General features: G+C 67.8%; 39 protein-coding genes. 4 read left to right on the top strand and 35 right to left on the bottom strand.

What is annotated here, in order from left to right; translation table 11 throughout:
• The first annotated feature begins 43 nt into the window (after nucleotides 1–43).
• Together AHOG_RS03015 and AHOG_RS03010 are read left to right on the top strand one after the other, a co-directional pair.
• Nucleotides 44–682 (top strand): LuxR C-terminal-related transcriptional regulator, encoded by a 639-nt coding sequence (locus tag AHOG_RS03015; RefSeq protein ID WP_093939993.1) that lies wholly within the window; start codon nucleotides 44–46, stop codon nucleotides 680–682.
• Nucleotides 683–856: 174 nt separating this feature from the next.
• On the top strand, nucleotides 857–2530 hold the full coding sequence (locus AHOG_RS03010) for a DUF885 domain-containing protein (protein WP_093939992.1): 1674 nt from the start codon (nucleotides 857–859) through the stop codon (nucleotides 2528–2530).
• 338 nt (nucleotides 2531–2868) lie between these two features.
• On the opposite strand, the gene truA is transcribed toward AHOG_RS03010, so the two are convergent.
• The 13 genes from truA to secY form a co-directional block, all read right to left on the bottom strand.
• A complete protein-coding gene (gene truA / locus AHOG_RS03005) occupies nucleotides 2869–3693 on the bottom strand; it encodes a tRNA pseudouridine(38-40) synthase TruA (protein WP_245856528.1) in 825 nt (274 codons plus the stop codon).
• 36 nt (nucleotides 3694–3729) lie between these two features.
• Nucleotides 3730–4257: a 50S ribosomal protein L17 gene (rplQ, locus tag AHOG_RS03000; protein ID WP_093939990.1), complete on the bottom strand. Its 528-nt coding sequence runs from the start codon at nucleotides 4255–4257 to the stop codon at nucleotides 3730–3732.
• Nucleotides 4258–4320: 63 nt separating this feature from the next.
• Entirely contained in the window at nucleotides 4321–5379 is a 1059-nt protein-coding gene (locus AHOG_RS02995) for a DNA-directed RNA polymerase subunit alpha (protein WP_075738745.1), read from the bottom strand.
• A 100-nt stretch (nucleotides 5380–5479) separates the two neighbouring features.
• Entirely contained in the window at nucleotides 5480–6085 is a 606-nt protein-coding gene (gene rpsD / locus AHOG_RS02990) for a 30S ribosomal protein S4 (protein ID WP_093939989.1), read from the bottom strand.
• 27 nt (nucleotides 6086–6112) lie between these two features.
• Nucleotides 6113–6520, bottom strand: coding sequence for a 30S ribosomal protein S11 (gene rpsK / locus AHOG_RS02985; protein WP_075738741.1), 408 nt, complete (start codon nucleotides 6518–6520; stop codon nucleotides 6113–6115).
• A gap of 36 nt (nucleotides 6521–6556) precedes the next feature.
• On the bottom strand, nucleotides 6557–6937 hold the full coding sequence (rpsM, locus tag AHOG_RS02980) for a 30S ribosomal protein S13 (RefSeq protein ID WP_075738739.1): 381 nt from the start codon (nucleotides 6935–6937) through the stop codon (nucleotides 6557–6559).
• Between the two features lie 191 nt (nucleotides 6938–7128).
• On the bottom strand, nucleotides 7129–7242 hold the full coding sequence (gene rpmJ / locus AHOG_RS02975) for a 50S ribosomal protein L36 (RefSeq protein ID WP_069846422.1): 114 nt from the start codon (nucleotides 7240–7242) through the stop codon (nucleotides 7129–7131).
• 106 nt (nucleotides 7243–7348) lie between these two features.
• The gene (gene infA, locus AHOG_RS02970; protein WP_005166804.1) at nucleotides 7349–7570 is read right to left on the bottom strand and encodes a translation initiation factor IF-1; all 222 of its coding nucleotides are present in this window, start codon (nucleotides 7568–7570) and stop codon (nucleotides 7349–7351) included.
• A 359-nt stretch (nucleotides 7571–7929) separates the two neighbouring features.
• Nucleotides 7930–8442 carry a DUF1707 domain-containing protein gene (locus tag AHOG_RS02965; protein WP_157736603.1) on the bottom strand — a complete coding sequence of 171 codons (513 nt, stop codon included), beginning with the start codon at nucleotides 8440–8442 and terminating at the stop codon, nucleotides 7930–7932.
• A 119-nt stretch (nucleotides 8443–8561) separates the two neighbouring features.
• On the bottom strand, nucleotides 8562–8999 hold the full coding sequence (locus AHOG_RS02960; RefSeq protein ID WP_093939987.1) for a DUF1707 SHOCT-like domain-containing protein: 438 nt from the start codon (nucleotides 8997–8999) through the stop codon (nucleotides 8562–8564).
• A 305-nt stretch (nucleotides 9000–9304) separates the two neighbouring features.
• Complete coding sequence (gene map / locus AHOG_RS02955) at nucleotides 9305–10096, bottom strand: type I methionyl aminopeptidase (RefSeq protein WP_093939986.1); 792 nt, start codon at nucleotides 10094–10096, stop codon at nucleotides 9305–9307.
• 5 nt (nucleotides 10097–10101) lie between these two features.
• Complete coding sequence (locus AHOG_RS02950) at nucleotides 10102–10662, bottom strand: adenylate kinase (protein WP_093939985.1); 561 nt, start codon at nucleotides 10660–10662, stop codon at nucleotides 10102–10104.
• Complete coding sequence (gene secY, locus AHOG_RS02945; RefSeq protein ID WP_093939984.1) at nucleotides 10662–11969, bottom strand: preprotein translocase subunit SecY; 1308 nt, start codon at nucleotides 11967–11969, stop codon at nucleotides 10662–10664. Before secY ends, AHOG_RS02950 begins: the two co-directional genes overlap by 1 nt.
• Before the next feature lie 1322 nt (nucleotides 11970–13291).
• On the opposite strand from secY, the gene AHOG_RS28220 reads away from it, so the two are divergent.
• Both AHOG_RS28220 and AHOG_RS02935 read left to right on the top strand, forming a co-directional pair.
• Complete coding sequence (locus AHOG_RS28220) at nucleotides 13292–13495, top strand: hypothetical protein (RefSeq protein ID WP_157736602.1); 204 nt, start codon at nucleotides 13292–13294, stop codon at nucleotides 13493–13495.
• A gap of 721 nt (nucleotides 13496–14216) precedes the next feature.
• Complete coding sequence (locus tag AHOG_RS02935) at nucleotides 14217–14429, top strand: hypothetical protein (RefSeq protein ID WP_093939982.1); 213 nt, start codon at nucleotides 14217–14219, stop codon at nucleotides 14427–14429.
• A gap of 140 nt (nucleotides 14430–14569) precedes the next feature.
• On the opposite strand, the gene rplO is transcribed toward AHOG_RS02935, so the two are convergent.
• From rplO to tuf, 22 genes are all read right to left on the bottom strand, one after another.
• Nucleotides 14570–15013: a 50S ribosomal protein L15 gene (gene rplO, locus AHOG_RS02930; protein WP_093939981.1), complete on the bottom strand. Its 444-nt coding sequence runs from the start codon at nucleotides 15011–15013 to the stop codon at nucleotides 14570–14572.
• Nucleotides 15014–15017: 4 nt separating this feature from the next.
• Nucleotides 15018–15200: a 50S ribosomal protein L30 gene (gene rpmD / locus AHOG_RS02925; RefSeq protein ID WP_075738710.1), complete on the bottom strand. Its 183-nt coding sequence runs from the start codon at nucleotides 15198–15200 to the stop codon at nucleotides 15018–15020.
• Nucleotides 15201–15204: 4 nt separating this feature from the next.
• A complete protein-coding gene (rpsE, locus tag AHOG_RS02920) occupies nucleotides 15205–15810 on the bottom strand; it encodes a 30S ribosomal protein S5 (protein WP_093939980.1) in 606 nt (201 codons plus the stop codon).
• Nucleotides 15811–15850: 40 nt separating this feature from the next.
• The gene (gene rplR, locus AHOG_RS02915; RefSeq protein WP_169725800.1) at nucleotides 15851–16261 is read right to left on the bottom strand and encodes a 50S ribosomal protein L18; all 411 of its coding nucleotides are present in this window, start codon (nucleotides 16259–16261) and stop codon (nucleotides 15851–15853) included.
• A 2-nt stretch (nucleotides 16262–16263) separates the two neighbouring features.
• Nucleotides 16264–16803: a 50S ribosomal protein L6 gene (gene rplF, locus AHOG_RS02910; RefSeq protein ID WP_093939978.1), complete on the bottom strand. Its 540-nt coding sequence runs from the start codon at nucleotides 16801–16803 to the stop codon at nucleotides 16264–16266.
• 16 nt (nucleotides 16804–16819) lie between these two features.
• Entirely contained in the window at nucleotides 16820–17218 is a 399-nt protein-coding gene (gene rpsH, locus AHOG_RS02905; RefSeq protein WP_093939977.1) for a 30S ribosomal protein S8, read from the bottom strand.
• Nucleotides 17219–17329: 111 nt separating this feature from the next.
• Nucleotides 17330–17515, bottom strand: a complete 186-nt coding sequence (locus AHOG_RS02900; protein WP_075738702.1) for a type Z 30S ribosomal protein S14 — start codon at nucleotides 17513–17515, stop codon at nucleotides 17330–17332.
• 21 nt (nucleotides 17516–17536) lie between these two features.
• Nucleotides 17537–18112: a 50S ribosomal protein L5 gene (rplE, locus tag AHOG_RS02895; RefSeq protein ID WP_093939976.1), complete on the bottom strand. Its 576-nt coding sequence runs from the start codon at nucleotides 18110–18112 to the stop codon at nucleotides 17537–17539.
• A gap of 2 nt (nucleotides 18113–18114) precedes the next feature.
• Nucleotides 18115–18429, bottom strand: coding sequence for a 50S ribosomal protein L24 (gene rplX / locus AHOG_RS02890; RefSeq protein WP_093939975.1), 315 nt, complete (start codon nucleotides 18427–18429; stop codon nucleotides 18115–18117).
• Complete coding sequence (rplN, locus tag AHOG_RS02885) at nucleotides 18429–18797, bottom strand: 50S ribosomal protein L14 (RefSeq protein WP_075738696.1); 369 nt, start codon at nucleotides 18795–18797, stop codon at nucleotides 18429–18431. The genes rplX and rplN overlap by 1 nt, the downstream gene beginning before the upstream one ends.
• A gap of 177 nt (nucleotides 18798–18974) precedes the next feature.
• The gene (rpsQ, locus tag AHOG_RS02880; protein ID WP_093939974.1) at nucleotides 18975–19253 is read right to left on the bottom strand and encodes a 30S ribosomal protein S17; all 279 of its coding nucleotides are present in this window, start codon (nucleotides 19251–19253) and stop codon (nucleotides 18975–18977) included.
• A complete protein-coding gene (rpmC, locus tag AHOG_RS02875; protein WP_069846398.1) occupies nucleotides 19250–19504 on the bottom strand; it encodes a 50S ribosomal protein L29 in 255 nt (84 codons plus the stop codon). The genes rpsQ and rpmC overlap by 4 nt, the downstream gene beginning before the upstream one ends.
• On the bottom strand, nucleotides 19504–19923 hold the full coding sequence (gene rplP, locus AHOG_RS02870; protein WP_093939973.1) for a 50S ribosomal protein L16: 420 nt from the start codon (nucleotides 19921–19923) through the stop codon (nucleotides 19504–19506). Before rplP ends, rpmC begins: the two co-directional genes overlap by 1 nt.
• A gap of 3 nt (nucleotides 19924–19926) precedes the next feature.
• Complete coding sequence (gene rpsC, locus AHOG_RS02865; protein WP_093939972.1) at nucleotides 19927–20760, bottom strand: 30S ribosomal protein S3; 834 nt, start codon at nucleotides 20758–20760, stop codon at nucleotides 19927–19929.
• Nucleotides 20760–21191 (bottom strand): 50S ribosomal protein L22, encoded by a 432-nt coding sequence (gene rplV, locus AHOG_RS02860; RefSeq protein ID WP_093939971.1) that lies wholly within the window; start codon nucleotides 21189–21191, stop codon nucleotides 20760–20762. The genes rpsC and rplV overlap by 1 nt, the downstream gene beginning before the upstream one ends.
• 52 nt (nucleotides 21192–21243) lie before the next feature.
• Nucleotides 21244–21525, bottom strand: coding sequence for a 30S ribosomal protein S19 (rpsS, locus tag AHOG_RS02855; protein WP_093939970.1), 282 nt, complete (start codon nucleotides 21523–21525; stop codon nucleotides 21244–21246).
• Nucleotides 21526–21543: 18 nt separating this feature from the next.
• On the bottom strand, nucleotides 21544–22377 hold the full coding sequence (gene rplB, locus AHOG_RS02850; RefSeq protein WP_093939969.1) for a 50S ribosomal protein L2: 834 nt from the start codon (nucleotides 22375–22377) through the stop codon (nucleotides 21544–21546).
• Nucleotides 22378–22422: 45 nt separating this feature from the next.
• Complete coding sequence (gene rplW / locus AHOG_RS02845) at nucleotides 22423–22722, bottom strand: 50S ribosomal protein L23 (RefSeq protein ID WP_093939968.1); 300 nt, start codon at nucleotides 22720–22722, stop codon at nucleotides 22423–22425.
• Entirely contained in the window at nucleotides 22719–23429 is a 711-nt protein-coding gene (gene rplD / locus AHOG_RS02840) for a 50S ribosomal protein L4 (RefSeq protein ID WP_093939967.1), read from the bottom strand. Before rplD ends, rplW begins: the two co-directional genes overlap by 4 nt.
• Entirely contained in the window at nucleotides 23429–24079 is a 651-nt protein-coding gene (gene rplC, locus AHOG_RS02835) for a 50S ribosomal protein L3 (RefSeq protein ID WP_093939966.1), read from the bottom strand. The genes rplD and rplC overlap by 1 nt, the downstream gene beginning before the upstream one ends.
• A 34-nt stretch (nucleotides 24080–24113) precedes the next feature.
• Nucleotides 24114–24419 (bottom strand): 30S ribosomal protein S10, encoded by a 306-nt coding sequence (gene rpsJ / locus AHOG_RS02830; RefSeq protein ID WP_016698486.1) that lies wholly within the window; start codon nucleotides 24417–24419, stop codon nucleotides 24114–24116.
• Nucleotides 24420–24894: 475 nt separating this feature from the next.
• On the bottom strand, nucleotides 24895–26088 hold the full coding sequence (tuf, locus tag AHOG_RS02825) for an elongation factor Tu (RefSeq protein ID WP_093939965.1): 1194 nt from the start codon (nucleotides 26086–26088) through the stop codon (nucleotides 24895–24897).
• Nucleotides 26089–26199 lie beyond the last annotated feature (111 nt).

Raw genomic sequence — 26199 nt, 5'->3', positions numbered from 1 at the left:
TGTGCCGCACCGATACGAGTTCCCCCGGCATCCTGGAGTCAGTGTGCGTGTCGTCCTCGGCGAAGACCTGGTCCTGCTCAGGGAAGGGCTGATCCGGCTGCTCACGGCCTACGACTTCGAGGTCGTCGAAGCCGTCGACAACGGCCCGTCGCTGCTGCGTGCCCTGGTCACCCATCGGCCCGACGTCGCCGTGGTCGATGTGCGCATGCCGCCGACCTTCACCGACGAGGGCCTGCGGGCGGCCATCGAGGCCCGCCGCCAGCTGCCGGGCCTGCCGGTGCTGGTGCTGTCGCAGTACGTCGAACAGCTCTACGCCCGCGAGCTCATGTCGGACCGCAACGGCGGCGTGGGTTATCTGCTCAAGGACCGGGTCTCCCAGGTCGGTCAGTTCGTCGAGGCCATCCGACGGGTGGCAGGCGGCGGCACGGCGATGGATCCCGAGGTCATCTCGCAGCTCCTGGCGACGAAGCCGGAACCGCTGGGGCGTCTGACGCCCCGCGAACGCGAGGTGCTCGGTCTGATGGCCGAGGGACGCTCGAACGTCGCGATCGCAAGCAGGCTGTTCATCAGCGAGAACGCGGTCGGCAAGCACACGAACAACATCTTCAGCAAGCTCGGTCTGCCGCCCTCCGAGGACGACAATCGCCGGGTCCGCGCGGTGATCGCCTACCTGGACGCCTGATCGGCTCGCGATGTCCCGGCCGCGCCGATCTCATCGCGAGCGGCACGAGCCGAGGTCGTCTCGCCCCGGCGCCGACCCCGTGACGCCTCGGCCGGGAGACCGCCCTCGCCGTCCGTCGCCGTCGACGGTCCTGGTTAACCTTGCCGTAACGCTCGACGGAAGGCTGGGGAGAAGATGACCGAGGCACGCACACTCGCCGATGAACTCACCGACGTCCTGTTCGACGTCGAACCGCTCAGCCCGACGCTGTTCGGCATTCCCGGATACGACAACACCAGGCTGGCCGACCTCGGCGACAGCGCGTGGGAGTCCCTGCGGGCGCGGCTCTCCGACGTGGCCCGCCGTGCCGGAGAGATCGACCTGACGTCGCTCGACGCCGAAGACCGCGTCACCGTGGCGGTCGTACAGCAGCAGGCGGAGTCCGTCATCGAGACGGGCGATCTGCGCCGGGCGGAGTTCACCATCACGGACTCCTTCTTCTCGCCGGTGGGCGAGCTGCTGAGCCTGCTGCCGATGATCACCCTGCCGGGCGGTGACCAGGCCCGGGACTATCTGGCAAGGCTCGAGGCGGTGCCCGCCTTCCTCACGACGTTGGCGGAACGGCATCGCGCGGGGATCGCCTGCGGCCGGGTGCCGGTGCAGCACCTGGTGGCCAAGACGATCGCCATGCTCGACCGCTACCTCGCCGACCCGGACGCCGACCCCTTGGCTCAGCAGTCGCCCCCGGAGGCCGACGTCGACTTCGAGACCCGCAGGCAGGAGATCCTGCGGGACAGGGTCCGGCCCGCGGTCGCGGAGTACCGCCGGGTCCTCGCCGAGGAGGTCCTCGCACACGGCAGGCCGGTCGACCGCGTCGGCCTGTGCTGGCTGCCCGAGGGCGAGCAGGCCTACCGGGTGCTCGCCAGGTCGCACACCACCACCGAACGCACCCCGGCCGAGCTGCACCAGACCGGCAAGGACCTCATCGCCGCGCTGGCCGAGGAGTACCGGGCGCTGGGCGCGAAGGTGTTCGGCACCGACGACCTCGCCGAGATCTTCCACCGGCTGCGCACCGACCCGGCCCTGCGCTGGAAGGACGGCGACGAGCTGATCACCGCCGCCCGCGAGGCGATCAGCCGGGCCGAGAAGGTCGCGCCGCAGTGGTTCGGCAGGCTGCCCAGCCAGAACTGCCTGGTCGAGCCGGTGCCGGAGGCGGAGGCGCCCGGCGCGGCGCTGGCCTACTACATGTCCCCCGCGCTCGACGGCAGCCGGGCAGGCACCTACTTCGCCAACACCTACCAGGCCGAGGAGCGGTACCGCTACACGGCCGAGGCGACGGCGTTCCACGAGGCGGTGCCCGGCCATCACTTCCAGATCACCATCTCGCAGGAGCTGGCCGATCTGCCGCTGGCCCGCAGGCTCGCCCCGCTCAACGCCTACCTGGAGGGCTGGGGGCTCTACACCGAGCGGCTCGCCGACGAGATGGGGCTCTACTCCGACGATCTCGCGAAGTTCGGCATGCTGGCGCTCGACTCGATGCGGGCCGCTCGGCTGGTGGTCGACACCGGCATCCACGCCCTGGGCTGGAGCAGGCAGCAGGCGATCGACTACATCATGGACAACTCCGCCATGGCACAGCTGGAGGTGGAGAGCGAGGTCGACCGCTACATCGCCGCGCCGGGCCAGGCCCTGTCCTACATGGTGGGCAGGTTGGAGATCAACCGGCTCCGCGCCCGCGCCGAGGAGGAGCTGGGCACCGACTTCGACATTCGCGAGTTCCATGACGTGGTGCTGGGCAGCGGCCCGCTGCCGATGAACGTCCTGGAGACCGTCGTCGTCGACTGGATCGACGCCCGGCGTTCTCGCTGATCCCGCCGCGACACGTCCCGGCGTCCACCGACATCGGACGCCGGGATGTCCGCGGCACGGGAGGCTCTTCGAGGGGTTCGGCGGGGCGGCCACGTCCTCGTGACGGCCGCGCTCAGCCGTCGACCGGTGCCGGGCGGTGTGGTCGCATCCGCACGATCGAGCCGTGGCGACCCACCGGGCCGCACCCGCGGCGCGGCACCGACCGAACCGCACCCGCCGAGCCACGCCGTCCCCGCCGAGGATGACGCGAGGCATCGGCCGGGCCGCAGGTCTGCCACAGCGAGTCACCAGGCCGCCTCGCCTCAGCCCCGACTCGACGAGACGGACGTACCCGATCCTCAGACCCGAAGACGGCGGGTGAGCACCGTACGGGCGGCGAGATCGTCGTCGGCCGGGTAGTCGACCCCGGCGAGGGTGAGCCCGTGGGCCGGAGCCACGCTCACCTCGTCCGCGCGCCGCCGCAGCGTCAACAGGCTGCCGGGCCACTCCACCGGCCTGCGCCCGTCGCCCACGGCGAGCAGCGCGCCGACCAGGCTGCGCACCATCGAATGGCAGAAGGCGTCAGCCGAGACCTCCGCATGCACGCGATGCTCCGTCACCCGCGTCCAGTGCAGCCGTTGTAAGGCACGCACCGTCGTCGCCCCCTCGCGGCGGCGACAGAAGGCGGCGAAGTCGTGCTCGCCGAGCAGCCGGGCGGACGCGGCGTTCAGGACGTCGACGTCCAGCCCGCCGTGCCAGGCGAGAGTGTCATGCCGTTCCATCGGATCGACGCCCCACGGGGCGTCCGACAGCCGATAGACGTAATGCCTGCGCAGCGCGGCGAAGCGGGCGTCGAACTCGGCGGGCACCACCCTGGCGGCGAACACCCGCACATCGCCGGGCAGCATCCGGTTGAGCCGCCGCACCAGCTCACCCGGCTGATCGGCCAGCCGATGCGACGCGGGCAGGTCCAGATGCGTGACCTGTCCGGCGGCATGAACTCCGGCGTCGGTGCGACCGGCGACCGTCACCCGGACGTCGAGCCGTGTGAGCAGCGACAATGCGTCTTCCAGCACCCCGCACACGGTCCGCCGAGTGGGCTGACGCGCCCAGCCGGAGAACTCCGTGCCGTCGTAGGCGAGGTCGAGCCGGACACGAACGAGCCCGTCGTCCCCGGTGGGCACGGCGGGCTCGTCGTCACGCTGAGCAGTCGTGATGGCTCAGTCCTTCTTGTCCTCGGCGGGCGCGTCCTCCGCGCCCTTGTCCTCGGCGACGGCCGGAGCCTCGGTCGCCTCAGCCTTGTCCGAGTCCGGCGCCGCCGGGGTCTCGGCGGTCTTGGCGTCGGACGCGAAGGTCGTGCCCCGCGCGGCCTCGGCCTCGCTGGTCACGGTCTTCTCGTTCACCAGCTCGATGACCGCCATCTGGGCGTTGTCGCCCTTGCGCGGCATGGCCTTGATGATCCGCGTGTAGCCGCCGTCGCGGTCCACGAAGAACGGACCGATCTCGGCGACGAGCTTGTGCACGATGTCCTTGTCGCGGATCACCTTCATGATCTCGCGGCGGTTGTGCAGGTCGCCGCGGCGTGCCTTGCTGATCAGCCGCTCAGCGAAGGGACGAAGTCGTTTCGCCTTGGCCTGAGTGGTGGTGATCCGCCCGTGGGTGAACAGCGAGGTGGCCAGGTTGGCCAGCATCAGCCGCTCGTGGGCGGGCGAACCGCCGAGACGGCGGCCCTTCGTGGGGGTGGGCATCCTTGCTCCTCTATCAAGATCCTCGACTGTCCGCGGCTGTCCTCTGCGGGACAGTCAGCGGATCTACAGCTGCTCGGTCTCGGCGTAATCCTGGCCGTCATCCCCGTTGCCGTCGGTGCCGTCTCCGTTGCTCGACCATCCCTCGGCGGGGTAGTCGGCGGCGGCGGCGGACGGGTCGAATCCGGGGGGGCTGTCCTTGAGCGCGAGCCCGAGCCCCGCCAGCTTCATCTTGACCTCGTCGATGGACTTCGCACCGAAGTTGCGGATGTCCAGCAGGTCCGCCTCGCTGCGACCGACCAGCTCGCCGACCGTGTGGATGCCCTCGCGCTTGAGACAGTTGTACGAGCGCACCGTCAGGTCGAGGTCCTCGATCGGCATCGCGAACGCGGCGATGGTGTCCGCCTCGGCGGGCGACGGGCCGATCTCGATGCCCTCGGCATCGGAGTTCAGCTCGCGGGCCAGCCCGAAGAGCTCCACCAGCGTCTTGCCCGCCGAAGCCACGGCGTCCCTCGGCGTGATGGAGGGCTTGCTCTCCACGTCCAGGATCAGTCGGTCGAAGTCCGTCCGCTGCTCGACACGCGTCGCCTCGACCTTGTAGGTCACCTTCAGCACCGGCGAGTAGATCGAGTCGACCGGAATCCGGCCGATCTCGGCGCCGGCCTGCTTGTTCTGCACGGCAGGCACGTAGCCCCGGCCACGCTCGACGACCAGCTCGATCTCCAGCTTGCCCTTCGCGTTCAGCGTGGCGATGTGGAGATCCGGGTTGTGCACGGTGACACCGGCAGGCGGGACGATGTCACCGGCGGTGACCGCACCAGGGCCCTGCTTGCGCAGGTACATGGTGACGGGCTCGTCCTCCTCGGAGCTGACGACCAGCTCCTTGAGGTTCAGGATGACGTCGGTGACGTCCTCCTTCACACCCGGGATGGTGGTGAACTCGTGCAGCACCCCGTCGATGCGGATGCTCGTGACCGCGGCACCCGGGATCGAGGACAGCAGAGTCCGCCGCAGGGAGTTGCCCAGCGTGTAGCCGAAGCCCGGCTCGAGAGGCTCGATGACGAACCGGGAGCGAGTCTCGTTGACCGACTCTTCGGCGAGGGTGGGCCGCTGAGAGATCAGCACTGTGTTTGTTTCCTCTCCTCACGACGCCCGCTATTTGACGTCGATGGAACCGGGGGTGCGGCGGCGCACCGATCGCGCCGCCGCCAGACGTGCCGAACGATCACTTCGAGTAGAACTCGACGATCAGCTGTTCCTGAACCGGCGTGTCGATCTGCGCCCGCTCGGGCAGCTGGTGCACGAGCACCCGGAGGGTGCTCGGGACGACCTGCAGCCACGCGGGCGTGATCCGCTCGCCCAGGGTCTCCTTGGCGATGATGAACGGCGTGGTGCCGAGCGACTTCTGCTTCACGTCGATGATGTCGAACTTCGACACCTGGAAGCTGGGGATGTCGACCTTCTTGCCGTTCACCACGAAGTGGCCGTGGCTCACGAGCTGCCGCGCCTGCCGCCGAGTCCGGGCGAGGCCCGAGCGGTAGATGACGTTGTCGAGGCGGGCCTCGAGCAGCTGGAGCAGGTTCTCGCCGGTCTTACCAGGACGCCGCGAGGCCTCCTCGTAGTACTTGCGGAACTGCCGCTCCAGGACGCCGTAGGTGAACCGAGCCTTCTGCTTCTCCTGAAGCTGAAGCAGGTACTCGCTCTCCTTGATCCGCGCCCGGCCGTGCTGTCCCGGCGGGTACGGACGACGCTCGAAGGCCTGGTCGCCGCCGATCAGGTCGACCTTCAGTCGACGAGACTTGCGAGTCGCGGGTCCGGTGTAACGAGCCATGAGTGTCTTGTCTCCTTTCCCGCGCTCTTAGACCCGACGCCGCTTGGGCGGCCTGCAGCCGTTGTGCGGCTGGGGGGTCACGTCCTGGATGGTGCCGACCTCGAGACCGGCGGCCTGCAACGACCGGATCGCGGTCTCACGGCCGGAGCCGGGGCCCTTGACGAACACGTCGACCTTGCGCATGCCGTGCTCGGCGGCCTTGCGGGCCGCGTTCTCGGCGGCCATCTGGGCGGCGAACGGCGTCGACTTCCTGGAGCCCTTGAAGCCGACGTGGCCCGCGGACGCCCAGCTGATCACTGCGCCGGTCGGGTCCGTGATCGACACGATCGTGTTGTTGAACGTGCTCTTGATGTGCGCATGCCCATGCGCGATGTTCTTCTTCTCCTTGCGCCGGACCTTCTTGACCCCGGCACCGGAACGAGACTTGGGTGGCATGTCTGGTGTGCTCTCCTAGCTGCGCGCGAGGTGCTGCTACTTCCGGGTGGCCTTCTTCTTGCCCGCCACGGTCTTCTTCGGCCCCTTCATCGTGCGGGCATTGGTCTTGGTCCGCTGGCCACGAACGGGCAGCCTGCGGCGGTGCCGCAGCCCCTCGTAGCAGCCGATCTCGACCTTGCGCCTGATGTCGGCAGCCACCTCGCGGCGGAGGTCACCCTCCACCTTGTAGTTGTTCTCGATGTGATCCCGGAGCTTGACGACGTCCTCGTCGGTCAAGTCCCTGGCCCGCAGATCGGGGCTGATCCCCGTCGCGGCCAGGAGCTCCCGGGAACGGGTCCGGCCAATGCCGAAGATGTAGGTCAACGCGACCTCCATCCGCTTGTCGCGGGGGAGGTCGACGCCAGAAACCCGTGCCATACGGCGCGTTCTCCTTCATGTCACTCCAGGTCTGCTCCCCTACCGTCCCGCTCCTGGTGAAAGGAGCGGGCCCCGGCCTGGAGTCCGGGGGCGAGTCGATCGGATCGGTGAGATCCGACGACAGGTGTGGGGAGGCCTCTTCACTGTCGGTCGTCTGCAGACGACCTGTGATGGTGCTGGTCGGGGCTGACTCAGCCCTGGCGCTGCTTGTGACGCTTGTTGTCGCAGATCACCAAGACCCGGCCATGCCGCCGGATCACCTGGCACTTGTCACAGATCTTCTTGACGCTCGGCTGGACCTTCACGGTCGTGCTCTCCTGCTGCGCTCGATGCGCCCTCGGCGGATGGATCGTCGAGGGCGATGCCGCTTAGCCCGGATGGTCATCCGGGCACCTGTGAGTGGCACAGAGGTCACTTGTAGCGGTAGACGATGCGCCCACGGGACAGGTCGTAGGGCGACAGCTCCACAACCACCCTGTCCTCGGGCAGGATGCGGATGTAGTGCTGCCGCATCTTGCCGCTGATGTGAGCCAGAACCTTGTGTCCGTTCTCCAGCTCCACACGGAACATCGCGTTGGGGAGCGGCTCGACCACGCGACCTTCGACCTCGATGGCCCCGTCTTTCTTGCCCATGTCCTCCGCGTTTCGTGACGGTGTCAGTTGTCTGTCCCCTCGGAGTCCCAGCCGAAGGAGCGGGCGTGAGACCTCACCGAGGGCGGGCACCCGTCGTGAGGACCCCGAGTCGTCTCATGCCGGGTGCCCGGAGTCGACCGGGACGCACCACGACATGTCACAGGGGGCGACCGCCACCACGCGACATTCTAGAGACACGATGGACCAGCGCGACGAATGCGCCGTTGAAGCAGTGTAGTCGCCGCGTGAAGCGGCTCCACAACGGCCCCTAACACACGTGGGCAGGCGCCCGGAATCGGGCAGGCGTTTCTTGATCAATCCGGCAGCCGGCCCAGCCGCCCGACGCCGTGCCTCGCGCCCTACCTCGCCTGCCCTGACCTGCGAGAGGAGCCAGAGGCGAACGCCGGACCGTTGATCCACTTGAGCGCGACTCCGATACCCCAGGGGCCCGCGATCCAGAGCCACCAGGGGAAGAACCAGTCGACGGTCACACCGATGACCATCCAGACAGCCAGCCCGACGCCCGAGACCGCCGCCCAGGCCGCCGTCTCCCTGCGGCGGGCGGCCGCGAACGAGGCGTCGACCTCACAGGAGACCGACTCCGGTGAGGCGACCGACGCCGACGACGTCACCGCAGGCGGAGATGACGTCACGGGCGCCATCGGAGTCACGGATTGAGACGGCACGGGCAGGTCCGCGGTGACGCCTGCGAGATCGTCGTAAGTACGGGCCTGCCACACCTGACGACTGCGGTCCTCGAACTCCAGCAACGTCAGCCTGCCCTCGGCATGAGCGGCGCTCAGGCGCTCCACCACCTGCTGCCGGTCGGCGTCCGACGCACGCAGCCCACCCTGGGAGTGCGATTCGCCCACAACCCCGATTCTGCCAGACGCGCCCACCCTGACCACCCCGTTCGACCCGTTGACGCCATCACGTCACCCCTGTGACATCACAAAGCATACCGAATGACGTCACACTGGCACCAGGGGCGTCACTCGGAGCGCGGCCTGCCGATCCCGGTCGCGTAGAGCACGCCGAGCACGCCGCCGGGCGGCAGCGCCACCCAGAGCCACCACGGATAGAGCTCGAAGGAGCCGAGGTCGATCAGGCCCCACACCATCAGGTTGACCACGGTGGCGCTCAACCAGATGATCGTCAGCACTCGTAACGCGACGCCCCCCGCGTCGTCGCTGAACACCCGCCTACGCGGCCTGGCCTGCTCCCTGCCCTGCACGCGGGCGGGCGGCAGGTCACGGGTGACCTTCGCCAGCTCGCCGCCGGTCTTGGCATCCCAGGCGGCCCGCACGCGGGAGTCGAACTCGCCGAGGTCGATCAGGCCCTCGGCATGGGCCCAGTGCAGATGCTCCTGGGTCAGCTTCCGGTCACGGTCGGACGCACGCATCTCATCGCGGCTGGCTGGCTCGGTCACGAGACCATTTTCCCTCGTCCTCGACGGCCGCCGGGCCGGAACCCGGGTAAAGGCCGAACAAATGATCCGCCCACGGTATCCATCGGACGCAGGCCTCGACAATGTCGTCGCCGCCGCGAGCGGCGCGGAGACGGCCCGCGGAAGATCTACCTCGACCGAGGCGACGGCGCCCCGACCATCGGCGCGGGTTTCCCGCCACGTCGGTCGCCTCGCTTACCCCGGCGTCCTCGACGCTCGTGAGCGGCCGTGAGAAGGCCACCCGGCCCGCGGACCCGCCGCAGGCCGCACAGCGGCGAAGAAGGGGGTCAGTCCTCGGGCGCGGTGAGAACCCAGGGACCGTCCTCGGTGACGGCGACGGTGTGCTCCCAGTGCGCCGCGCGGGAGCCGTCGGCGGTGACCACGGTCCACTCGTCGTCGAGTTCCCTGGTCTCGGCGGTGCCCAACGTCAGCATCGGCTCGATGGCCAGCGCCATGCCGACCTTGAGCCGAGGTCCGCGCCGCGGCTTGCCGTGGTTGGGGACGAACGGCTCCATGTGCATCTCGGAGCCGATCCCGTGCCCGCCGTATCCCTCGACGATCCCGTACTCGCGGTCGTCCCGCTCGCAGGCCTGGACGGTCGCGACCTCGATGGCCCAGGAGACGTCGCCGAGCCGGTTGCCCGCCCGCACCGCGTCGATGCCCGCGAGCATCGACAGCCGGGTCGCCTCGGACAGCAGCGCGTCGGCGGCGGACTCGGTGCCGACCGGCAGGGTCATCGCGGAGTCGCCGTGCCAGCCCTCGAGGATCGCGCCGCAGTCCACCGAGATCAGGTCGCCGTCGGCCAGGACCAGCTCCCGCGACGGGATGCCGTGCACGATCTGTTCGTTGACCGAGGTGCAGATGGAACCGGGGAAGCCGTGGTAGCCCTTGAACGACGGCACGGCGCCCGCGTCCCGGATGAACTGCTCGGCCACCTCGTCCAGCTCGCCGGTGCTCACGCCCGGGCGAACCTGTTCCCGGACCGCCCGCAGCGCACCCGCGACCACGAGACCGGCGGCCCGCATGGCCTCGATCTCGCCCCTGGTCTTGAGCTCGATCCCGTTACCCCGTCTGAGCATCGACGTCAGCCGCTCTGCCTGGCCCGCAACGCGCTCAGGGCGCGGTCGGAGATCTCCTCCACCGTACCGAGCGCGTCGATGACCACCAGCTTGTCCCGGTAGTAGTCCAGCAGCGGCTCGGTGCTGTCGTGGTAGACGTCCAGCCGCTTGCGGATGACCGCCTCCGTGTCATCGGCTCGCCCCCGGGCGAGCATCCGGGAGACGACCTCCTCCTCGGGGATCTGGAACTCGAGCACGGCATCCAGCTCGTGACCGTCCTCGTCCTTGAGGATGCCTGCGAGCACGTCGGCCTGGCCGATGGTGCGGGGGAACCCGTCGAGCAGGAACCCCCCCGCCGCGTCGGACTCGCGGAGCCGCTGACGCACCATCTCGTTGGTGACCTCGTCCGGGACCAGCGAACCCTCGTCCAGATAACGCTTGGCCTCGGTCCCCAGCGGCGTCCGCTCGTCGATGTTGGCACGGAACAGCTCGCCGGTGGACACGTGGGGAATCCCCAGCGCCGCACTCAGCACAGCCGCCTGCGTGCCCTTGCCCGCGCCAGGCGGGCCAACAAGAACCAGTCGCACTACTTGAGGAACCCTTCGTAATTGCGCTGCATGAGCTGGCTCTCGATCTGCTTCACAGTGTCGAGGCCCACGCCGACCATGATCAGTACCGCCGTACCGCCGAACGGGAAGTTCTGATTGTTCCCGTCGCCGGTGATGCTCAGGAAGAAGTTCGGCAGCACTGCCACGATGCCCAGGTACAGCGAGCCGGGCAACGTGATCCTGGACAAGACGAAGCTCAGGTACTCGGCCGTCGGCCTGCCGGGACGGATGCCCGGCACGAACCCGCCGAACTTCTTCATGTCGTCGGCGCGCTCGTCCGGGTTGAACGTGATCGACACGTAGAAGTACGTGAAGAAGATGATCAACAGGAAGAACAGGCTGATGTGCACCCAGCTGGACTGCGGGACCAGGTACTCGTCGACGAACCGTCGCCACCAGTTGTCCTCGCCGGAGAGCTGCGACAGCAACTGCGGCAGGTAGAGCAGCGAGGAACCGAAGATGACCGGGATGACGCCCGCCTGGTTCACCTTCAACGGCAGGTAGGTCGAGGTCCCGCCGTACATCCGGCGGCCGACCATGCGCTTGGCGTACTGCACCGGGATGCGGCGCTGCGCCTGCTCGACGAAACAGACCGCGACGATGATCGCGAGGGCGAACACGCAGACCACGGCGAAGACGACGCCGCCCGCGGTCTGGAGGATGTTGCCGCCCTCTGCCGGGATCCGGGCCGCGATCGACGCGAAGATCAGCAGCGACATGCCGTTGCCGACGCCGCGCTCGGTGACCAGCTCGCCCATCCACATCAGCAGCGTGGCGCCCGCGGTCATGACGATGACCACGACGACGAGGCTGAAGATCGAGTCGTCGGGGATGACCCGCTCGTTACAACCCTGGAACAGGGCTCCGGAGCGGGCGAGCGCGACGACGGTGGTGGCCTGCAGGACCGCGAAGGCGATGGTCAGGTAGCGGGTGTACTGCTGAAGCTTGGCCTGACCCGACTGGCCTTCCTTGCGGAGCTGTTCGAAGCGCGGGATCACGACGCCGAGCAGCTGCACGATGATGCTCGCGGTGATGAACGGCATGATGCCGAGCGCGAAGACCGACAGCTGGAGGAGCGCGCCGCCGCTGAACAGGTTGAGCAAGGAGTACAGGTTCTGGTTCTCGCCCTGTTCAGCCAGCCTGAGGCACTCCTGGATGTTCGTGGAGGAGACCCCAGGCGACGGAACGTTCGCCCCCAACCGGTAGATCACCACGATTCCGAGAGTGAACAGAATCTTGCGGCGCAAGTCCGGCGTAGTGAGAGCCGAGCGGAAGGCGCTGAGCACGCGTGACCTCCTCGGCGTCGTCGGGTTCTCATTCCGACGATCGGCATAGGCCGGCACGGTGCCGGCAGTACACGGTCCTGGCGCGCACGCCAGGAGCACTGCGTGCCTCCAGGCACGAAGCGTGTGCCGACTCTAACAGCAGGGTGGTCATGGCCCACAAGGTGCGCGGACGTATTGCGGGTGATCAGTCGCGTGAGACGCCCCTCCACGCGTGTCAACCGCCGAACGCGGCAGCGCGCGACGACCTGAACGGCGCAGAGCGTGTCCACGGGGTCGCGCAGGCACGACCTCGACGACGAGCGGCCGAGTCTCGGGCGTGCCCCGTGCGGCCGCCACGGCGTCGACACCACCGCGCGAGCCGAGTCCACGTGGCCTCGCCACCCGCGCCGCTCCGTCCACCCGAGGAGATCCTGCGACGCCGATCACGCCGAATCTCATCCGATCGGGTGATCAGTACGGCGGCTTCCTTTCGAGTCGGGGCCGGAGCGTCGATCTCAGGAGCCTGCGGCGGCATCGAGCACGCGCATCGACGACGCGGCCGACGTCCGCGACACCGTCGGTCCGACAAGGCGCCGCTGCCCCCGGCCGTGGGCCGTGGTCGTCTCCTCGGCCGAGAACGGCGTCTACGGCGTCCGACCCCGTCGGCGGCCCTCGGCAGGACCGGCCGACATCGAGCCCAAGCGGTCCCTCCACGTACGCGCACGGGGGGACCCACGCGATCACGGCGGCTCTTCCTCGGACACCACGACCGCGCGATCACCACCGTAGTGCGGCCGGCATCGTCTGTCCCCGACATCGTGGCGACGCTGCGCCCGGCTCACGCGCTCGTCACCGTGCCGCCGCGAAGCGGCCCGCGCCGCCGACGCGATCATCGGCGGCTCCGCCATCGTCGGCAAGGCGACGGCGGGGTCGGCACACCCCCGACCAGACCAGATCGCTCACCACGCTCGGGCCGGGCCGCAGGCGACGACGTTCACGCGGCCGACGCGATGCTCCGCCAGGCCGAAGACGCCGTCGACGCCTACCACCGTCCCATCGCGGGGCGCGGCGTCGCGCAGGCGGGTGGCGCGACAGACGGAAAGACGGGCGAACCGCCGATCGCCTTGTCCTCCCGGGCCGGACCGTCGGCCGGACCACAGCGACCGCCGCGGTCTCCCGATCAGTCGGCCGACCCTGCGGTGAGGTACGCCGACTGGATCGCCGAGGTGTGTCGCAACGGCACGGAGATCAGCACGGGCGAGATCGTCCCCATGCCCCGTGTCCGTCCCGGCCGCCTCGTCCGGCCCGAGACCGGGGCCGGGAACTCCGGGCTCGGACACGTCATGAGCGACGGCAGGCCCGAGCGGTCCGGGGTCCTCGGGACACCACGAGAAGGGCCACCGGCGCTGATCATCGCCGCGGTGGAGCGAGGACGTGTCGTCGGCTATAGCGGGAGGGACCGGCCGGTATACGAGGTAGACATCGGCGTCGGCCCATTCGGCGAGGGCGTGGACGAGTTCAGGGCTGAGGCCGAGAAGTTCGTCTGATTCGGCGATCTCCTGGTCGTACTGGAGTGATCTGCCGACCCAGAACCAGAATGGCGTGTCCTCCAGATCAATGAGGAGGACGGCGTCATAGCCTGCCATGTTCGCATCGAACAGGAATCGTCCGTCACGAACCGTATCGTCTATTCGAGGTGACGGTACTCTCCCGAGCGGTTCCTGCGTGTTCTGACGCCGACGGCGCCGGCCGCCGCCCCGTCGTGGCCGTCCGCCGAAGGCGATCGGAGGGACGGTCGCACTTCTCACTCTTCGATCCGTCACGGAAAGGACCATCCACCGATGACGGGTGACACAGCGGGCTATGACGTCACCCTTCACGCAGGCTGGAGCGAGAACCGCATCTGGTTCCGAACCAGCCGTTCGTCCTCCGATGCTCCGACACTCCGTCGAGGAAGCCGCCGAGCTGCCGTCCCCGAGCGATGACCTCGCCACGGAACCGACCGACTGGGACGGCGAATGCCGGCGTCCTCGACATCGACGTCCCGTAGGACTCCGAATGACCCGGAGGCCGAACAAGCCTGGCTGGACAAGGGCAGGGCACTCGCCGCCCGAATCAAACGCGAATCCCCGGGCGGACCCAGGGTCGAATATCTCGGTAACGGCACCATCGCCGACGGGGTGTGCACCTACAGAGAAGACAGGAAGACCGCTGACGGGCTACGCCGTCATCATGAGCGGGGGCCGGGAGGAAGCGCCGTTCTGATTCTTGGTCGGACACGATTACGACCACGAGATCCGCGAGCCTGCGCGGCTCCTCGCACTGAGCGCCGAGCTGGCACGCGAGGTCACCGAATGGGATGACGAATCCCAGGCCGTCTTCAATCGCGCCGCCCCGCAGGAATCGGTGTGGCCCAGCCCCGAAAGCGGAGGCTGCATGGCTGGAGAAGTGCAGAACCCCGGCAGCACGCATCGAGCGTGAATCTCGGGTGGAGATACGCATCGATGACCGAGGACGCGGTGACATCACCGACGGCACTCGCGTGTTCTGACCCGCCCCCACCGACGACGAGACGGCCCGCAGGAGAACCTGCGGGCCGTTTCGTCGTACTCGGTGAGAACTCAGGCGGTGGTGGTGGTCCCGCCGGCCGCCGTGATCTTCTCGATCGCGCTGCCGGAGAAGGCGTTCGCGGTGACGCTCAGCTTGACGTCGCCGAGGTCGCCGTTGCCCAGCACCTTGACCAGCTCGTTCTTCCGGACGGCCCCCGCGGCCACCAGCTCGGCGATGCCGACGGTGCCGCCCTCGGGGAACAGCCGCGCCAGGTCGCCGATGTTCACGACCTGGTACTCCACTCGGAAGCGGTTCTTGAAGCCCTTGAGCTTCGGCAGCCGCATCTGGAGCGGAAGCTGACCGCCCTCGAACCCGGCCTTCACGTTGCGCCGGGCCTTCGTGCCCTTGGTACCACGACCAGCGGTCTTGCCCTTGGAACCCTCACCACGACCGACGCGAGTCTTCGCGGTCTTGGAACCAGGAGCAGGCCGCAGGTGGTGAATCTTGATGGCCATTGCTTCAGTTCACCTCTTCGACCTTCACCAGGTGGCGCACGGTGTGGATCAGACCGCGGACCTGAGGAGTGTCATCGCGCACCACTTCCTGCCGGATCTTGCGCAGCCCGAGGGTGCGCAGCGAGTCCCGCTGGTTCTGCTTGGTGCCGATGGTGCTGCGAAGCTGCGTCACCTTGAGCTGCGACATCGCCTCACACCCCCTGTCCGGCGCGAGCCCGCAGCATTCCTGCCGGGGCGACGTCCTCGAGCGGCAGGCCGCGGCGAGCAGCCACCTCCTCCGGACGCTGCAGGCCCTTGAGCGCGGCCACCGTGGCGTGCACGACGTTGATCGCGTTGTCACTGCCCAGCGACTTGCTCAGGACGTCGTGGACGCCCGCGCACTCCAGCACGGCACGCACCGGGCCGCCCGCGATGACACCGGTACCGGGGCTCGCCGGGCGCAGCAGCACCACGCCTGCGGCCTTCTCGCCCTGGACGGGGTGCGTGATGGTGCCCGCGATCCGGGGGACGCGGAAGAAGTTCTTCTTCGCCTCTTCCACACCCTTGGCGATCGCGGCAGGCACCTCCTTGGCCTTGCCGTAGCCGACACCGACCATGCCGTCGCCGTCGCCGACGATCACCAGCGCGGTGAAGCTGAACCGACGACCACCCTTGACGACCTTCGCAACCCGGTTGATCGCGACGACGCGCTCGAGATGCGGGGTCTTCTCCTGAGCCGCCCCGCCGCGGCCACCGTCCCGACGGTCGCGGCGCTCTCCGCGCTCGCCACCGCCCTCACGACGTGTGCGTCCTGGCATCAGACGACCCTCTCGCTCTGCTTGATCTTCTGCATCTCTCTCAGAACTCCAGCCCCGCCTCGCGCGCCGCGTCAGCGAGTGCGGCCACCCGACCGTGGTACTCGTAGCCGCCGCGGTCGAAGACGACCCCTTGGATGCCCGCGCCCTTGGCCCGGTCGGCGACCAGCGCGCCGACCTTGGCCGCCCGGGCCTTCTTGTCGCCGTCCAGCCCTCGGACGTCGGCCTCCAGGCTCGACGCGGAGGCCAGCGTGACGCCCGCGAGGTCGTCGATCACCTGGGCGACGATGTGCCGCGAGGACCGAGTGACGACCAGACGAGGACGCTCGGCAGTGCCCGCGACCTTCTTCCGGATACGGAAGTGCCTGCGCGCCCTGGCCACCCGACGCACCGTGGAGACGTCCTTGCCAACAGGCTTGCGCTTGGCAGCGGTGGTTGCAGTGCTCTCGCTCATGCTCACTTACCCGTCTTTCCGACCTTGCGGCGGATGACCTCACCCGCGTACCGCACACCCTTGCCCTTATACGGGTCAGGCTTGCGCAGCTTGCGAATGTTGGCCGCAACCTCGCCAACCCGCTGCTTGTCGATGCCCTGGACGGAGAACCGAGTGGGGCTCTCCACCGCGAAGCTGATGCCCTCCGGGGGCGTGATCTTCACCGGATGGCTGTAACCGAGCGCGAACTCGAGCTCGCCGCCCTTGAGCGCGACGCGGTAACCCACGCCGTGGATCTCGAGCTTCTTCTCGTAGCCCTGGCTGACCCCGGTGATCAGGTTGGCCACCAGCGTGCGGCTCAGTCCGTGCAGCGCACGGCTCTTCCGCTCGTCGTCCGGACGCTTCACCACAACCGCGCCGTCCTCCGACCGCTCCGCGGTGATCGGCTCGGCAAGGGTGTGCGACAGGGTGCCCTTGGGACCCTTGACCGTCACCATGCGGCCGTCGAGGGTGACCTCGACGCCGGAGGGCACGGTTACCGGCAGTTTTCCGATGCGCGACATTCCGATACCCCCTTTCTCACCAGACGTAGGCGAGGACTTCCCCGCCCACACCCTGCTTGCCTGCCTGCCGGTCGGTCACGAGACCACCGGAGGAGGAGATGATCGCCACTCCGAGACCGCCCAGCACCTTGGGCAGGTTCGTCGACTTGGCGTAGACCCGAAGACCGGGCTTGGACACACGCCGCAGACCCGCGATGCTGCGCTCGCGGTTCGGGCCGTACTTCAACTCGACGACCAGGTTCTGGCACTTCTCACCCTGCTCGACGCGATGCCCCGCGATGTAACCCTCACGCTTGAGGATCTCCGCGATGTTCGCCTTGAGCTTGGAGTGCGGCAACACGACCTCGTCGTGGTATGCCGAGTTGGCGTTACGCAGACGAGTCAGGAAGTCTGCGATCGGGTCGGTCATGGTCATGGTGACCTGGTCAACCTTTCTCGCCCTGGTTCCCAGCCTGTCGACTGGGCCTGGAGCGAACTGGATGGTCAGTGTGCCGGTTCGTCACCCGCGCCGCGAGGCGCGGACGGATCACCAGCTGGACTTGCGAACGCCCGGCAGCTCGCCCGCGTGCGCCATCTCGCGAAGGCACACCCGGCAGAGACCGAACTTGCGGAACACGGCGTGCGGGCGACCGCAGCGCTGGCAACGGGTGTACGCCCGCACCGCGAACTTCGGCTTCCGCGCCGCCTTGGCGACCAGTGACTTCTTAGCCATCGGCTCTCCTCGTCCTTGTCCTCATCGTCCGCTGTCAGCGGACTTGAAGGGAAAACCGAGGTGCCGCAGCAGCGCCCGCCCCTCCTCGTCGTTGATCGCGGTGGTGACGATCGTGATGTCCATGCCCCTGGGGCGATCGATCGAGTCAGGGTCGATCTCGTGGAACATCGACTGCTCGCTCAGCCCGAAGGTGTAGTTGCCGTTGCCGTCGAACTGACGGTCCGACAGACCGCGGAAGTCACGGATACGCGGCAGCGCGATGGTCAGCAGCCGGTCCAGGAACTCCCACATCCGGTCGCCGCGCAGCGTCGCCCTGGCGCCGATCGGCATGCCCTCGCGCAGCTTGAACTGCGCGATCGACTTGCGCGCGCGCCGCACCTCGGGCCGCTGACCCGTGATGGTGGCCAGATCGCGCACCGCGGGCTCGATCAGCTTGCCGTCGCGGGCCGCGTCGCCGACGCCCATGTTGACGACGACCTTCACGACGCCCGGCACCTGCATCACGTTCGAGTAGTCGTACTGCTCACGCAGAGCGCCGACGATCTCCTCGCGGTAGCGGAGCTTGAGCCGGGGGACGATCTTCTCAGCAGTCGTCATGATCAGATGTCCTTACCGTTGCGGCGCGAGATGCGAATCCTGCGCCCGTCCTCATCCGTCCGGTAGCCGACCCTGGTCGGGGTACCGTCCGAGTCCACCACCTGAACGTTGCTGACGTGGATCGGCGCCTCCTGGGTCACGATGCCACCAGACTGCGCGCCACGCTGAGTGCGGCTGATCTTGGTGTGCTTCTTGATCCGGTTCACGCCCTCGACCAGGACCTTCGACGTCTGCGGGTAGGCCTGGATGACCTTGCCCTTGGCGCCCTTGTCCTTGCCTGCGATGACCACGACGGTGTCGCCCTTGTGCACCTTCATCAGAGCACCTCCGGCGCCAACGAGATGATCTTCATGAACCTCTTGTCACGCAGCTCGCGGCCCACCGGGCCGAAGATGCGCGTCCCGCGCGGCTCGTTGTCCGCCTTGATGATCACGGCGGCGTTCTCGTCGAACCGGATGTACGAGCCGTCCGGACGACGGCGCTCCTTCACGGTGCGCACGATGACGGCCTTGATCACGTCACCACGCTTGACATTGGCGCCCGGGATCGCTTCCTTCACGGTCGCGACGATGATGTCGCCGATGCCCGCGTACCGCCGCCCCGAGCCGCCCAGCACACGGATGCACAAGATCTCCTTGGCTCCGGTGTTGTCAGCGACGCGGAGCCGCGACTCCTGCTGAATCACGTCAACTCCTGACCTGCGTGTTGCCCGCCGGATTTCCGACCCGACGGGCGCGGTCGTCTCTAGTGGTGCCTCTGGTCGGCCCGGACCTCATCGAGATCCGAACCCGGCGCCGCCGCCGCACCTTACTGACCGGCGCGGCTTCGGCAGGGAACCACCCCTGCCGAAGCGCCGTGATTCCTACCTGGCCTTCTCAAGGATCTCGACAAGACGCCAGCGCTTGGTCGCCGACAGCGGTCGAGTCTCCATGAGCAGCACTCGGTCGCCCACGCCTGCGGAGTTCTGCTCGTCATGCACCTTGACCTTGGTGGTGCTCCGCAGAACCTTGCCGTACAGCGAGTGCTTCTTACGGTCCTCAAGCTGCACGACGACCGTCTTGTCCATCTTGTCCGAGACCACGTAGCCCTCGCGGACCTTGCGGTTGTTCCGCGTCTCGGTGTTCTGCTCGTTCTCGCTCATGCCGCACCTTCACTCGTGGTCGCGTCCGCCTGGTCCGGCGAGACGGACAAGCCCAGCTCGCGCTCACGCATCACGGTGTAGATCCTGGCGATGTCATGCCGCACGACGCGCAGCCGACGGTTGTTCTCCAGCTGTCCGGTCGCCATCTGGAAGCGGAGGTTGAACAGCTCCTCCTTGGCCTCCCGAAGACGCTGAACGAGCTCGCTCTCGGTGAGCTCACGCAGCTCGGCTGCGGTGCTGACCGCTGCCATCAGAACTCACCACCCTCACGTGTGACGATGCGGCACTTCATCGGAAGCTTGTGAATCGCGCGCAGCAACGCCTCGCGGGCGACCGTCTCGTTCGGGTAGGTCATCTCGAACAGCACCCGACCGGGCTTCACATTGGCGATCCACTGCTCCGGCGAACCCTTACCGGAACCCATGCGGGTCTCGGCAGGCTTCTTGGTCAGCGGACGGTCCGGGAAGATGTTGATCCAGACCTTGCCACCACGACGGATGTGCCGGTTGATGGCGATACGAGCGGATTCGATCTGCCTGTTGGTGACGTAAGCGGGCTCCAGCGCCTGGATACCGAACTCACCGAAGGTGACCCGCGTCCCGCCCTTGGCGGCGCCGCTCCGGTCGGGGCGGTGCTGCTTACGGAACTTGACCTTACGCGGGATGAGCACTTCTCAGCCCTCCGTCTTCTCACCGGCGGACGGCGAGCTCGCGACCGCCGTCTTGTCCGCCGTCTCGGCCGCGGCGCGTCCGGCCTCGGTGCCCGCCGCGGTCGTCCCGGAAGCACCGGAGCGACGACGGTTCGGACGGTCCGGGCGGTCCGAACGATCCCGGCGAGGTGCCCGAGACTCGGCAGCCTGGGCCTCACGGGCCTTCAGGCCGCCGACCAGCTCACCCTTGTAGATCCAGACCTTCACGCCGATACGGCCGAAGGTCGTCTTGGCCTCGAAGAAGCCGTAGTCGATGTCCGCACGCAGCGTGTGCAGCGGGACGCGACCCTCGCGGTAGAACTCCGAGCGCGACATCTCCGCACCGCCGAGGCGGCCGCTCACCTGCACCCGAATGCCCTTGACCTGCGGCGAGCGCATGGACGACTGCATCGCCTTGCGCATCGCACGCCGGAAGGAGACCCGGTTGGAGAGCTGCTCGGCGACGTTCTGCGCCACCAGCTGCGAGTCGGACTCGGAACCCTTGACCTCGAGGATGTTGAGCTGGATCTGCTTCTTGGTCAGCTTCTCCAGCTCACCGCGAATGCGGTCCGCCTCCGCGCCTCGGCGGCCGATGACGATGCCGGGCCGTGCGGTGTGGATGTCGACGCGGACCCGATCCCGGGTGCGCTCGATCTCCACCTTGGAGATGCCTGCCCGCTCCATGCCCTTGGAGAGCATTCGGCGGATCTTGACGTCCTCCGACACATACTCGGCGTACTGCTTGTCGGCGTACCAGCGGGACTTCCAGTCGGTGGTGATCCCCAGCCGGAAGCCGTGCGGGTTGATTTTCTGACCCACTACCGGGCACTTCCCTTCACGCTGGACTTGCGAGCCCGGCCCGTGGCCTCCGGCCGGGACTCGACCTCGACGGTGATGTGGCTGGTCCGCTTGCGGACCCGGTACGCGCGGCCCTGAGCCCGCGGCCGGATGCGCTTGAGCGTCGGCCCCTCGTCCACGTAGATGCTGCTGATCCAGAGCGTCTCCGGATCAAGGTCGAGGTTGTTCTCGGCGTTGGCGATGGCGCTCGCAAGCACCTTCTCCACCGGCTCGCTGGCAGACTGCGGCGCGAACCGGAGCACGGCCAGGGCCTCCTGCGCGTGACGGCCCCTGACGAGATCGACCACGCGGCGCACCTTCATCGGCGTGGCGCGGACATAGCGGGCCCGCGCCACGGCGCGCGATGGCGTCTCTTCGCCTTCCGGCGCCACAGCGTCGTTTCGGGCGTTCATCGCTGTTTCCCCTTGCTCTTGCTAGTCCGTGAATCTCGCGTCGAAGCCCGCGTCAGCGGCGGCGAGACCTGCGGTCTTCCTTGACGTGACCTTTGAAGGTGCGGGTCGGGGCGAACTCGCCCAGCTTGTGACCCACCATCGCCTCGGAGACGAACACCGGGACGTGCTTGCGACCGTCGTGCACGGCGAACGTGTGCCCGAGCATGTCCGGAATGATCGTCGAGCGCCGGGACCAGGTCTTGATCACCGTCTTCTTGCCGGACTCGTTCAGTGCGTCCACCTTCTTGAGCAGGTGGTCGTCGACGAACGGGCCCTTCTTCAGGCTGCGTGGCATCCTTCACTCCCTCCCTGCTCAGCGCTTCTTGCCGGTGCGGCGTCGGCGGACGATGAGCTTGTCACTCGGCTTGTTACGACGTGTGCGTCCCTCGGGCTTACCAGCCGGGTTCACCGGGTGGCGACCACCGGAGGTCTTGCCCTCACCACCACCGTGCGGGTGGTCGACCGGGTTCATGGCGACACCGCGGACGGTCGGGCGCTTGCCCTTCCACCGCATCCGGCCTGCCTTGCCCCAGTTGATGTTCGCCTGCTCGGCGTTGCCGACCTCACCGATCGTGGCGCGGCAGCGCACGTCCACGTTGCGGATCTCGCCGGACGGCATCCGAAGCTGGGCGTAGGGCCCGTCCTTCGCGACCAGCTGCACACTGGCACCCGCCGACCTGGCGATCTTGGCGCCGCCGCCGGGCCGAAGCTCGATGGCGTGCACCACGGTGCCGGTCGGGATGTTGCGCAGCGGCAGGTTGTTACCCGGCTTGATGTCAGCCCGGGGACCGCTCTCGATCGCGTCGCCCTGGCGCGTCTTCTCCGGGGCGATGATGTAGCGCTTCTCGCCGTCCGCGTAGTGCAGCAGCGCGATGCGGGCGGTGCGGTTCGGGTCGTACTCGATGTGCGCGACCTTGGCAGGCACGCCGTCCTTGTCCGACCGACGGAAGTCGATCAGACGGTAGGCGCGCTTGTGGCCACCACCCTTGTGCCGGGTCGTGATCTTCCCGTGCGCGTTACGGCCACCGCGGCCGTGCAACGGACGGACCAGCGACTTCTCCGGCGTCGACCGAGTGATCTCGGCGAAGTCGGCCACGCTGGCACCACGACGACCCGGTGTCGTCGGCTTGTACTTGCGGATGCCCATGTCTGTGCAGTCCTCAGTCGTTCAGTCCGGTTCGGTCCGGCCGCGTCACGCGGTCGGTCCGCCGAAGATCTCGATCGGCTTGCTCTCCGGGTGCAAGGTCACGATCGCCCGCTTGGTGTCCTTGCGCTTGCCGTACCCGGTGCGGGTGCGCTTGCGCTTACCCTGACGGTTGAGCGTGTTCACGCTCGCGACCTTCACGCCGAAGACCTGCTCGACGGCGATCTTGATCTGCGTCTTGTTGGCGTCCGGAACCACCACGAAGGTGTACTTCTTGTCCTCGAGAAGGCCGTAGCTCTTCTCGGAGACGACCGGAGCAACCAAGATGTCGCGAGGGTCGGGGATCACTTCCCAGCCTCCCCATCTGAGTCGGACTCGGTAGCGTCGGCGCTCGCGCCGGACCGAGCGGTGGCCTTGCCGGACCGCCGGACCGAACCGGAGAGGAAGCTCTCCAGAGCCGCCTTCGTGAACACCAGGTCGTCGTTGACCAGCACGTCGTACGTGTTGAGCTGGTCGGGCGCGATCAGGTGCACGTCGGGAAGATTGCGCAGGCTCTGCCAGCCGAGGACGTCCTCACGGTCGAGGACGACCAGCACCCGACGGGCCTCGGTGATCGTCCGCAGCGCCTGACGAGCGAACTTCGTCGAGGGCTTCTCGCCGTCGACCAGCGAGGTGACGACGTGCAGCTGTCCCTCACGGGCCCGGTCGGAGAGGGCACCGCGCAGCGCGGCGGCCTTCATCTTCTTCGGCGTCCGCTGGGCGTAGTCGCGCGGAGTCGGGCCGTGCACGACACCGCCGCCGACGAACTGCGGCGCACGAACCGATCCCTGACGGGCGCGGCCGGTGCCCTTCTGGCGGTACGGCTTGCGCCCACCGCCGCGGACCTCGCCGCGGGTCTTCGTGTCGTGCGTGCCCTGCCGGGCCGCCGCCTGCTGTGCGACCACGACCTGGTGCATCAGGGCCACGTTCGCCTGGACGTCGAAGACGTCCGCAGGCAGCTCGATGCTGCCGTCGGCCTTGCCCTCCGGGGTCTTGATCTCAACGTTCGCGCTCATCAGACACCGCCCTTAGCAGCGCTCTTGACCAGCACGAGGCCGCCCTTCGGGCCGGGAACGGCGCCCTTGAGCAGGATGAGACCCGCCTCGAGGTCGACCCGGTGCACGGTCAGGTTCTGCGTGGTGACCCGCACGTTGCCCATGCGCCCAGCCATCCGCACGCCCTTGAAGACGCGACCCGGAGTGGCGCAGCCGCCGATAGAGCCGGGCGAGCGGTGCTTGCGCTGAGTACCGTGGCTGGCGCTCAGGCCGGCGAAGCCGTGCCGCTTCATGACACCGGCGGTGCCCTTGCCCTTGCTCGTGGCCACGACGTCGACCAGCGTGCCCTGATCGAACACGTCGGCCGTCACCTCCTGGCCGACCTCGTACTCACCGGCGTTGCTGCTGCGCAGCTCGACCAGGTGGCGGCGAGGGGTCACCTTCGCCTTGGTGAAGTGGCCCGTCTCGGGCTTGTTGACCTTGCGAGGGTCAACGGCGCCGTAGGCCAGCTGGACGGCCGAGTAGCCGTCCTTCTCGTCGGTCCGGATCTGCGTGACGACGTTCGGGTCGGCCTTGACGACCGTGACCGGAACGATCCGGTTGTTCTCGTCGAAGACCTGGGACATACCAAGCTTGGTACCCAGGATCCCCTTGATCTGCCTGTCAGACATGGGTCTCGTTATCTCCGCCGCTCTAGCGCCCGATTCACTGAATGTTGACGTCGACACTGGCCGGCAGGTCGATGCGCATCAGCGCGTCCACCGTCTTCGGCGACGGGTCGAGAATGTCGATCAGACGCTTGTGCGTGCGCATCTCGAAGTGCTCGCGCGAATCCTTGTACTTGTGCGGCGAGCGGATGACGCAGTACACGTTCTTCTCGGTGGGCAGCGGCACAGGTCCGACGACCCGAGCGCCGGTGCGCGTCACGGTCTCGACGATCTTGCGCGCGGACGCGTCGATCGCCTCGTGGTCGTAGGCCTTGAGCCGGATGCGGATCTTCTGTCCCGCCATAGTGGCTTGCCGTTCCTCTAATCTCGTGCCGCTTCTGACTAACACGCTGCGGTTGCCTCGCGTTGATCCCCGACCTGGAGATCCTCCCGGCCCGTGCTGCTCCCCTGCGTAAGGAGACACCCTATTCAGGAAAAAACACTGCCAGTCGTCACCGCCACCCGGTCCACGCGGTCGGGCGTGTCGCGCCCAATGCTCAGACCGATGCCAGTGACGTCATCGGTGGTGTGGATCTCTCGACCCCATGCACCCCGCAGAGCCCGTCAACGAACCGGCGGCTCGCGCGACCTCGGCCGACATCGAACTCACGTCGACCCACGAGGCCTCGGACACGGGGTGCTCGCGCCGAGGCTGCCGGTTCGCACTGCTTCACCGACAGCCTCCGACGAGCAACCGTTACAGGATGCCATACCCCGAGGTAGGCCTCCAAATCGGGGGTGGGGAGGGCTCCTGAGTCAGGAGCCCTCCCCACGGTGAGTCACTTGTTGATCTTGGTGACGCGACCCGCGCCGACGGTACGACCGCCCTCGCGAATCGCCAGACGCAGACCCTCGTCCATCGCGATGGGCTGGATCAGCTCCACCGAGATCGCGGTGTTGTCGCCGGGCATGACCATCTCGGTGCCCTCGGGCAGGGTGACCACGCCGGTCACGTCGGTCGTCCGGAAGTAGAACTGCGGACGGTAGTTGTTGAAGAACGGCGTGTGACGGCCACCCTCGTCCTTGGAGAGGATGTAGACCTCGGCCTCGAAGCTGGTGTGCGGGGTGTTCGAGCCCGGCTTCGTGACGACCATGCCGCGCTCGACCTGCTCGCGCTTGATGCCGCGGAGCAGCAGAGCGGCGTTGTCGCCCGCCTGACCCTCATCGAGGAACTTGTTGAACATCTCGATGCTGGTGACGGTCGTCTTCAGGGACTTCTCCTTGATGCCGACGACCTCCACCTCCTCGTTCACCTTGACGATGCCGCGCTCGATGCGGCCGGTGACGACGGTGCCACGGCCGGTGATGGTGAAGACGTCCTCCACCGGCATCAGGAAGGCCTTGTCGACCTCACGCTGCGGCTCGGGGATGTTCTCGTCGACCGCGTCCATCAGCTCGAGGAGCTTGCCGCCCCACTCGGGGTCGCCCTCGAGCGCCTTGAGCGCCGAGACGCGCACGACCGGGAGGTCGTCGCCGGGGAACTCCTGAGCCGACAGCAGCTCACGGACCTCCATCTCGACGAGCTCGAAGATCTCCTCGTCGTCCACCATGTCGGCCTTGTTCAGGGCCACCACGATGTAGGGGACGCCGACCTGACGGGCCAGCAGCACGTGCTCGCGAGTCTGCGGCATCGGGCCGTCGGTGGCGGCGACCACGAGGATCGCACCGTCCATCTGCGCCGCACCCGTGATCATGTTCTTCACGTAGTCGGCGTGGCCGGGGCAGTCGACGTGCGCGTAGTGGCGCTTCTCCGTCTGGTACTCGATGTGCGCGATGGAGATCGTTATGCCGCGCTGCTTCTCCTCGGGCGCCTTGTCGATCGAGTCGAAGGCCATCAGAGGGTTGAGGTCCGGGAACTTGTCGTGCAGGACCTTGGAGATCGCCGCGGTCAGCGTGGTCTTGCCATGGTCGATGTGACCGATGGTGCCGATGTTGACGTGCGGCTTCGTCCGCTCGAACTTCGCCTTCGCCACTGGTTTGTCCTCCTGGACTTAATCTTTCCGCCGCACGGACTGTTGTATGTGCTCGACGGTTTCGATTTTCGCCGCCCATACGAGGCGGACGATGACATTTCCCACTCGGAT

Source organism: Actinoalloteichus hoggarensis (assembly GCF_002234535.1).
In the GTDB taxonomy this organism is placed as follows: domain Bacteria; phylum Actinomycetota; class Actinomycetes; order Mycobacteriales; family Pseudonocardiaceae; genus Actinoalloteichus_A; species Actinoalloteichus_A hoggarensis.
Note: the sequence above shows the minus strand (reverse complement) of the source record. Positions and strands in the feature narration are given on the sequence as shown.

Coding starts and splice junctions, on each gene's coding strand:
- AHOG_RS03010 (WP_093939992.1), top strand. CDS start 857: ATGACCGAGGCACGCACACTCGCCGATGAACTCACCGACGTCCTGTTC.
- rplQ (WP_093939990.1), bottom strand. CDS start 4,257: ATGCCCACCCCCACGAAGGGCCGCCGTCTCGGCGGTTCGCCCGCCCAC.
- rpsD (WP_093939989.1), bottom strand. CDS start 6,085: ATGGCTCGTTACACCGGACCCGCGACTCGCAAGTCTCGTCGACTGAAG.
- rpsK (WP_075738741.1), bottom strand. CDS start 6,520: ATGCCACCCAAGTCTCGTTCCGGTGCCGGGGTCAAGAAGGTCCGGCGC.
- rpsM (WP_075738739.1), bottom strand. CDS start 6,937: ATGGCACGGGTTTCTGGCGTCGACCTCCCCCGCGACAAGCGGATGGAG.
- infA (WP_005166804.1), bottom strand. CDS start 7,570: ATGGGCAAGAAAGACGGGGCCATCGAGGTCGAAGGTCGCGTGGTCGAG.
- map (WP_093939986.1), bottom strand. CDS start 10,096: ATGCTCAGACGGGGTAACGGGATCGAGCTCAAGACCAGGGGCGAGATC.
- AHOG_RS28220 (WP_157736602.1), top strand. CDS start 13,292: ATGAGCGACGGCAGGCCCGAGCGGTCCGGGGTCCTCGGGACACCACGA.
- rplO (WP_093939981.1), bottom strand. CDS start 15,013: ATGGCCATCAAGATTCACCACCTGCGGCCTGCTCCTGGTTCCAAGACC.
- rpmD (WP_075738710.1), bottom strand. CDS start 15,200: ATGTCGCAGCTCAAGGTGACGCAGCTTCGCAGCACCATCGGCACCAAG.
- rpsE (WP_093939980.1), bottom strand. CDS start 15,810: ATGCCAGGACGCACACGTCGTGAGGGCGGTGGCGAGCGCGGAGAGCGC.
- rplR (WP_169725800.1), bottom strand. CDS start 16,261: ATGAGCGAGAGCACTGCAACCACCGCTGCCAAGCGCAAGCCTGTTGGC.
- rplF (WP_093939978.1), bottom strand. CDS start 16,803: ATGTCGCGCATCGGAAAACTGCCGGTAACCGTGCCCTCCGGCGTCGAG.
- rpsH (WP_093939977.1), bottom strand. CDS start 17,218: ATGACCATGACCGACCCGATCGCAGACTTCCTGACTCGTCTGCGTAAC.
- AHOG_RS02900 (WP_075738702.1), bottom strand. CDS start 17,515: ATGGCTAAGAAGTCACTGGTCGCCAAGGCGGCGCGGAAGCCGAAGTTC.
- rplE (WP_093939976.1), bottom strand. CDS start 18,112: ATGACGACTGCTGAGAAGATCGTCCCCCGGCTCAAGCTCCGCTACCGC.
- rplX (WP_093939975.1), bottom strand. CDS start 18,429: ATGAAGGTGCACAAGGGCGACACCGTCGTGGTCATCGCAGGCAAGGAC.
- rpsQ (WP_093939974.1), bottom strand. CDS start 19,253: ATGAGCGAGAACGAGCAGAACACCGAGACGCGGAACAACCGCAAGGTC.
- rpmC (WP_069846398.1), bottom strand. CDS start 19,504: ATGGCAGCGGTCAGCACCGCAGCCGAGCTGCGTGAGCTCACCGAGAGC.
- rplV (WP_093939971.1), bottom strand. CDS start 21,191: ATGAACGCCCGAAACGACGCTGTGGCGCCGGAAGGCGAAGAGACGCCA.
- rpsS (WP_093939970.1), bottom strand. CDS start 21,525: ATGCCACGCAGCCTGAAGAAGGGCCCGTTCGTCGACGACCACCTGCTC.
- rplB (WP_093939969.1), bottom strand. CDS start 22,377: ATGGGCATCCGCAAGTACAAGCCGACGACACCGGGTCGTCGTGGTGCC.
- rplD (WP_093939967.1), bottom strand. CDS start 23,429: ATGAGCGCGAACGTTGAGATCAAGACCCCGGAGGGCAAGGCCGACGGC.
- rplC (WP_093939966.1), bottom strand. CDS start 24,079: ATGTCTGACAGGCAGATCAAGGGGATCCTGGGTACCAAGCTTGGTATG.
- rpsJ (WP_016698486.1), bottom strand. CDS start 24,419: ATGGCGGGACAGAAGATCCGCATCCGGCTCAAGGCCTACGACCACGAG.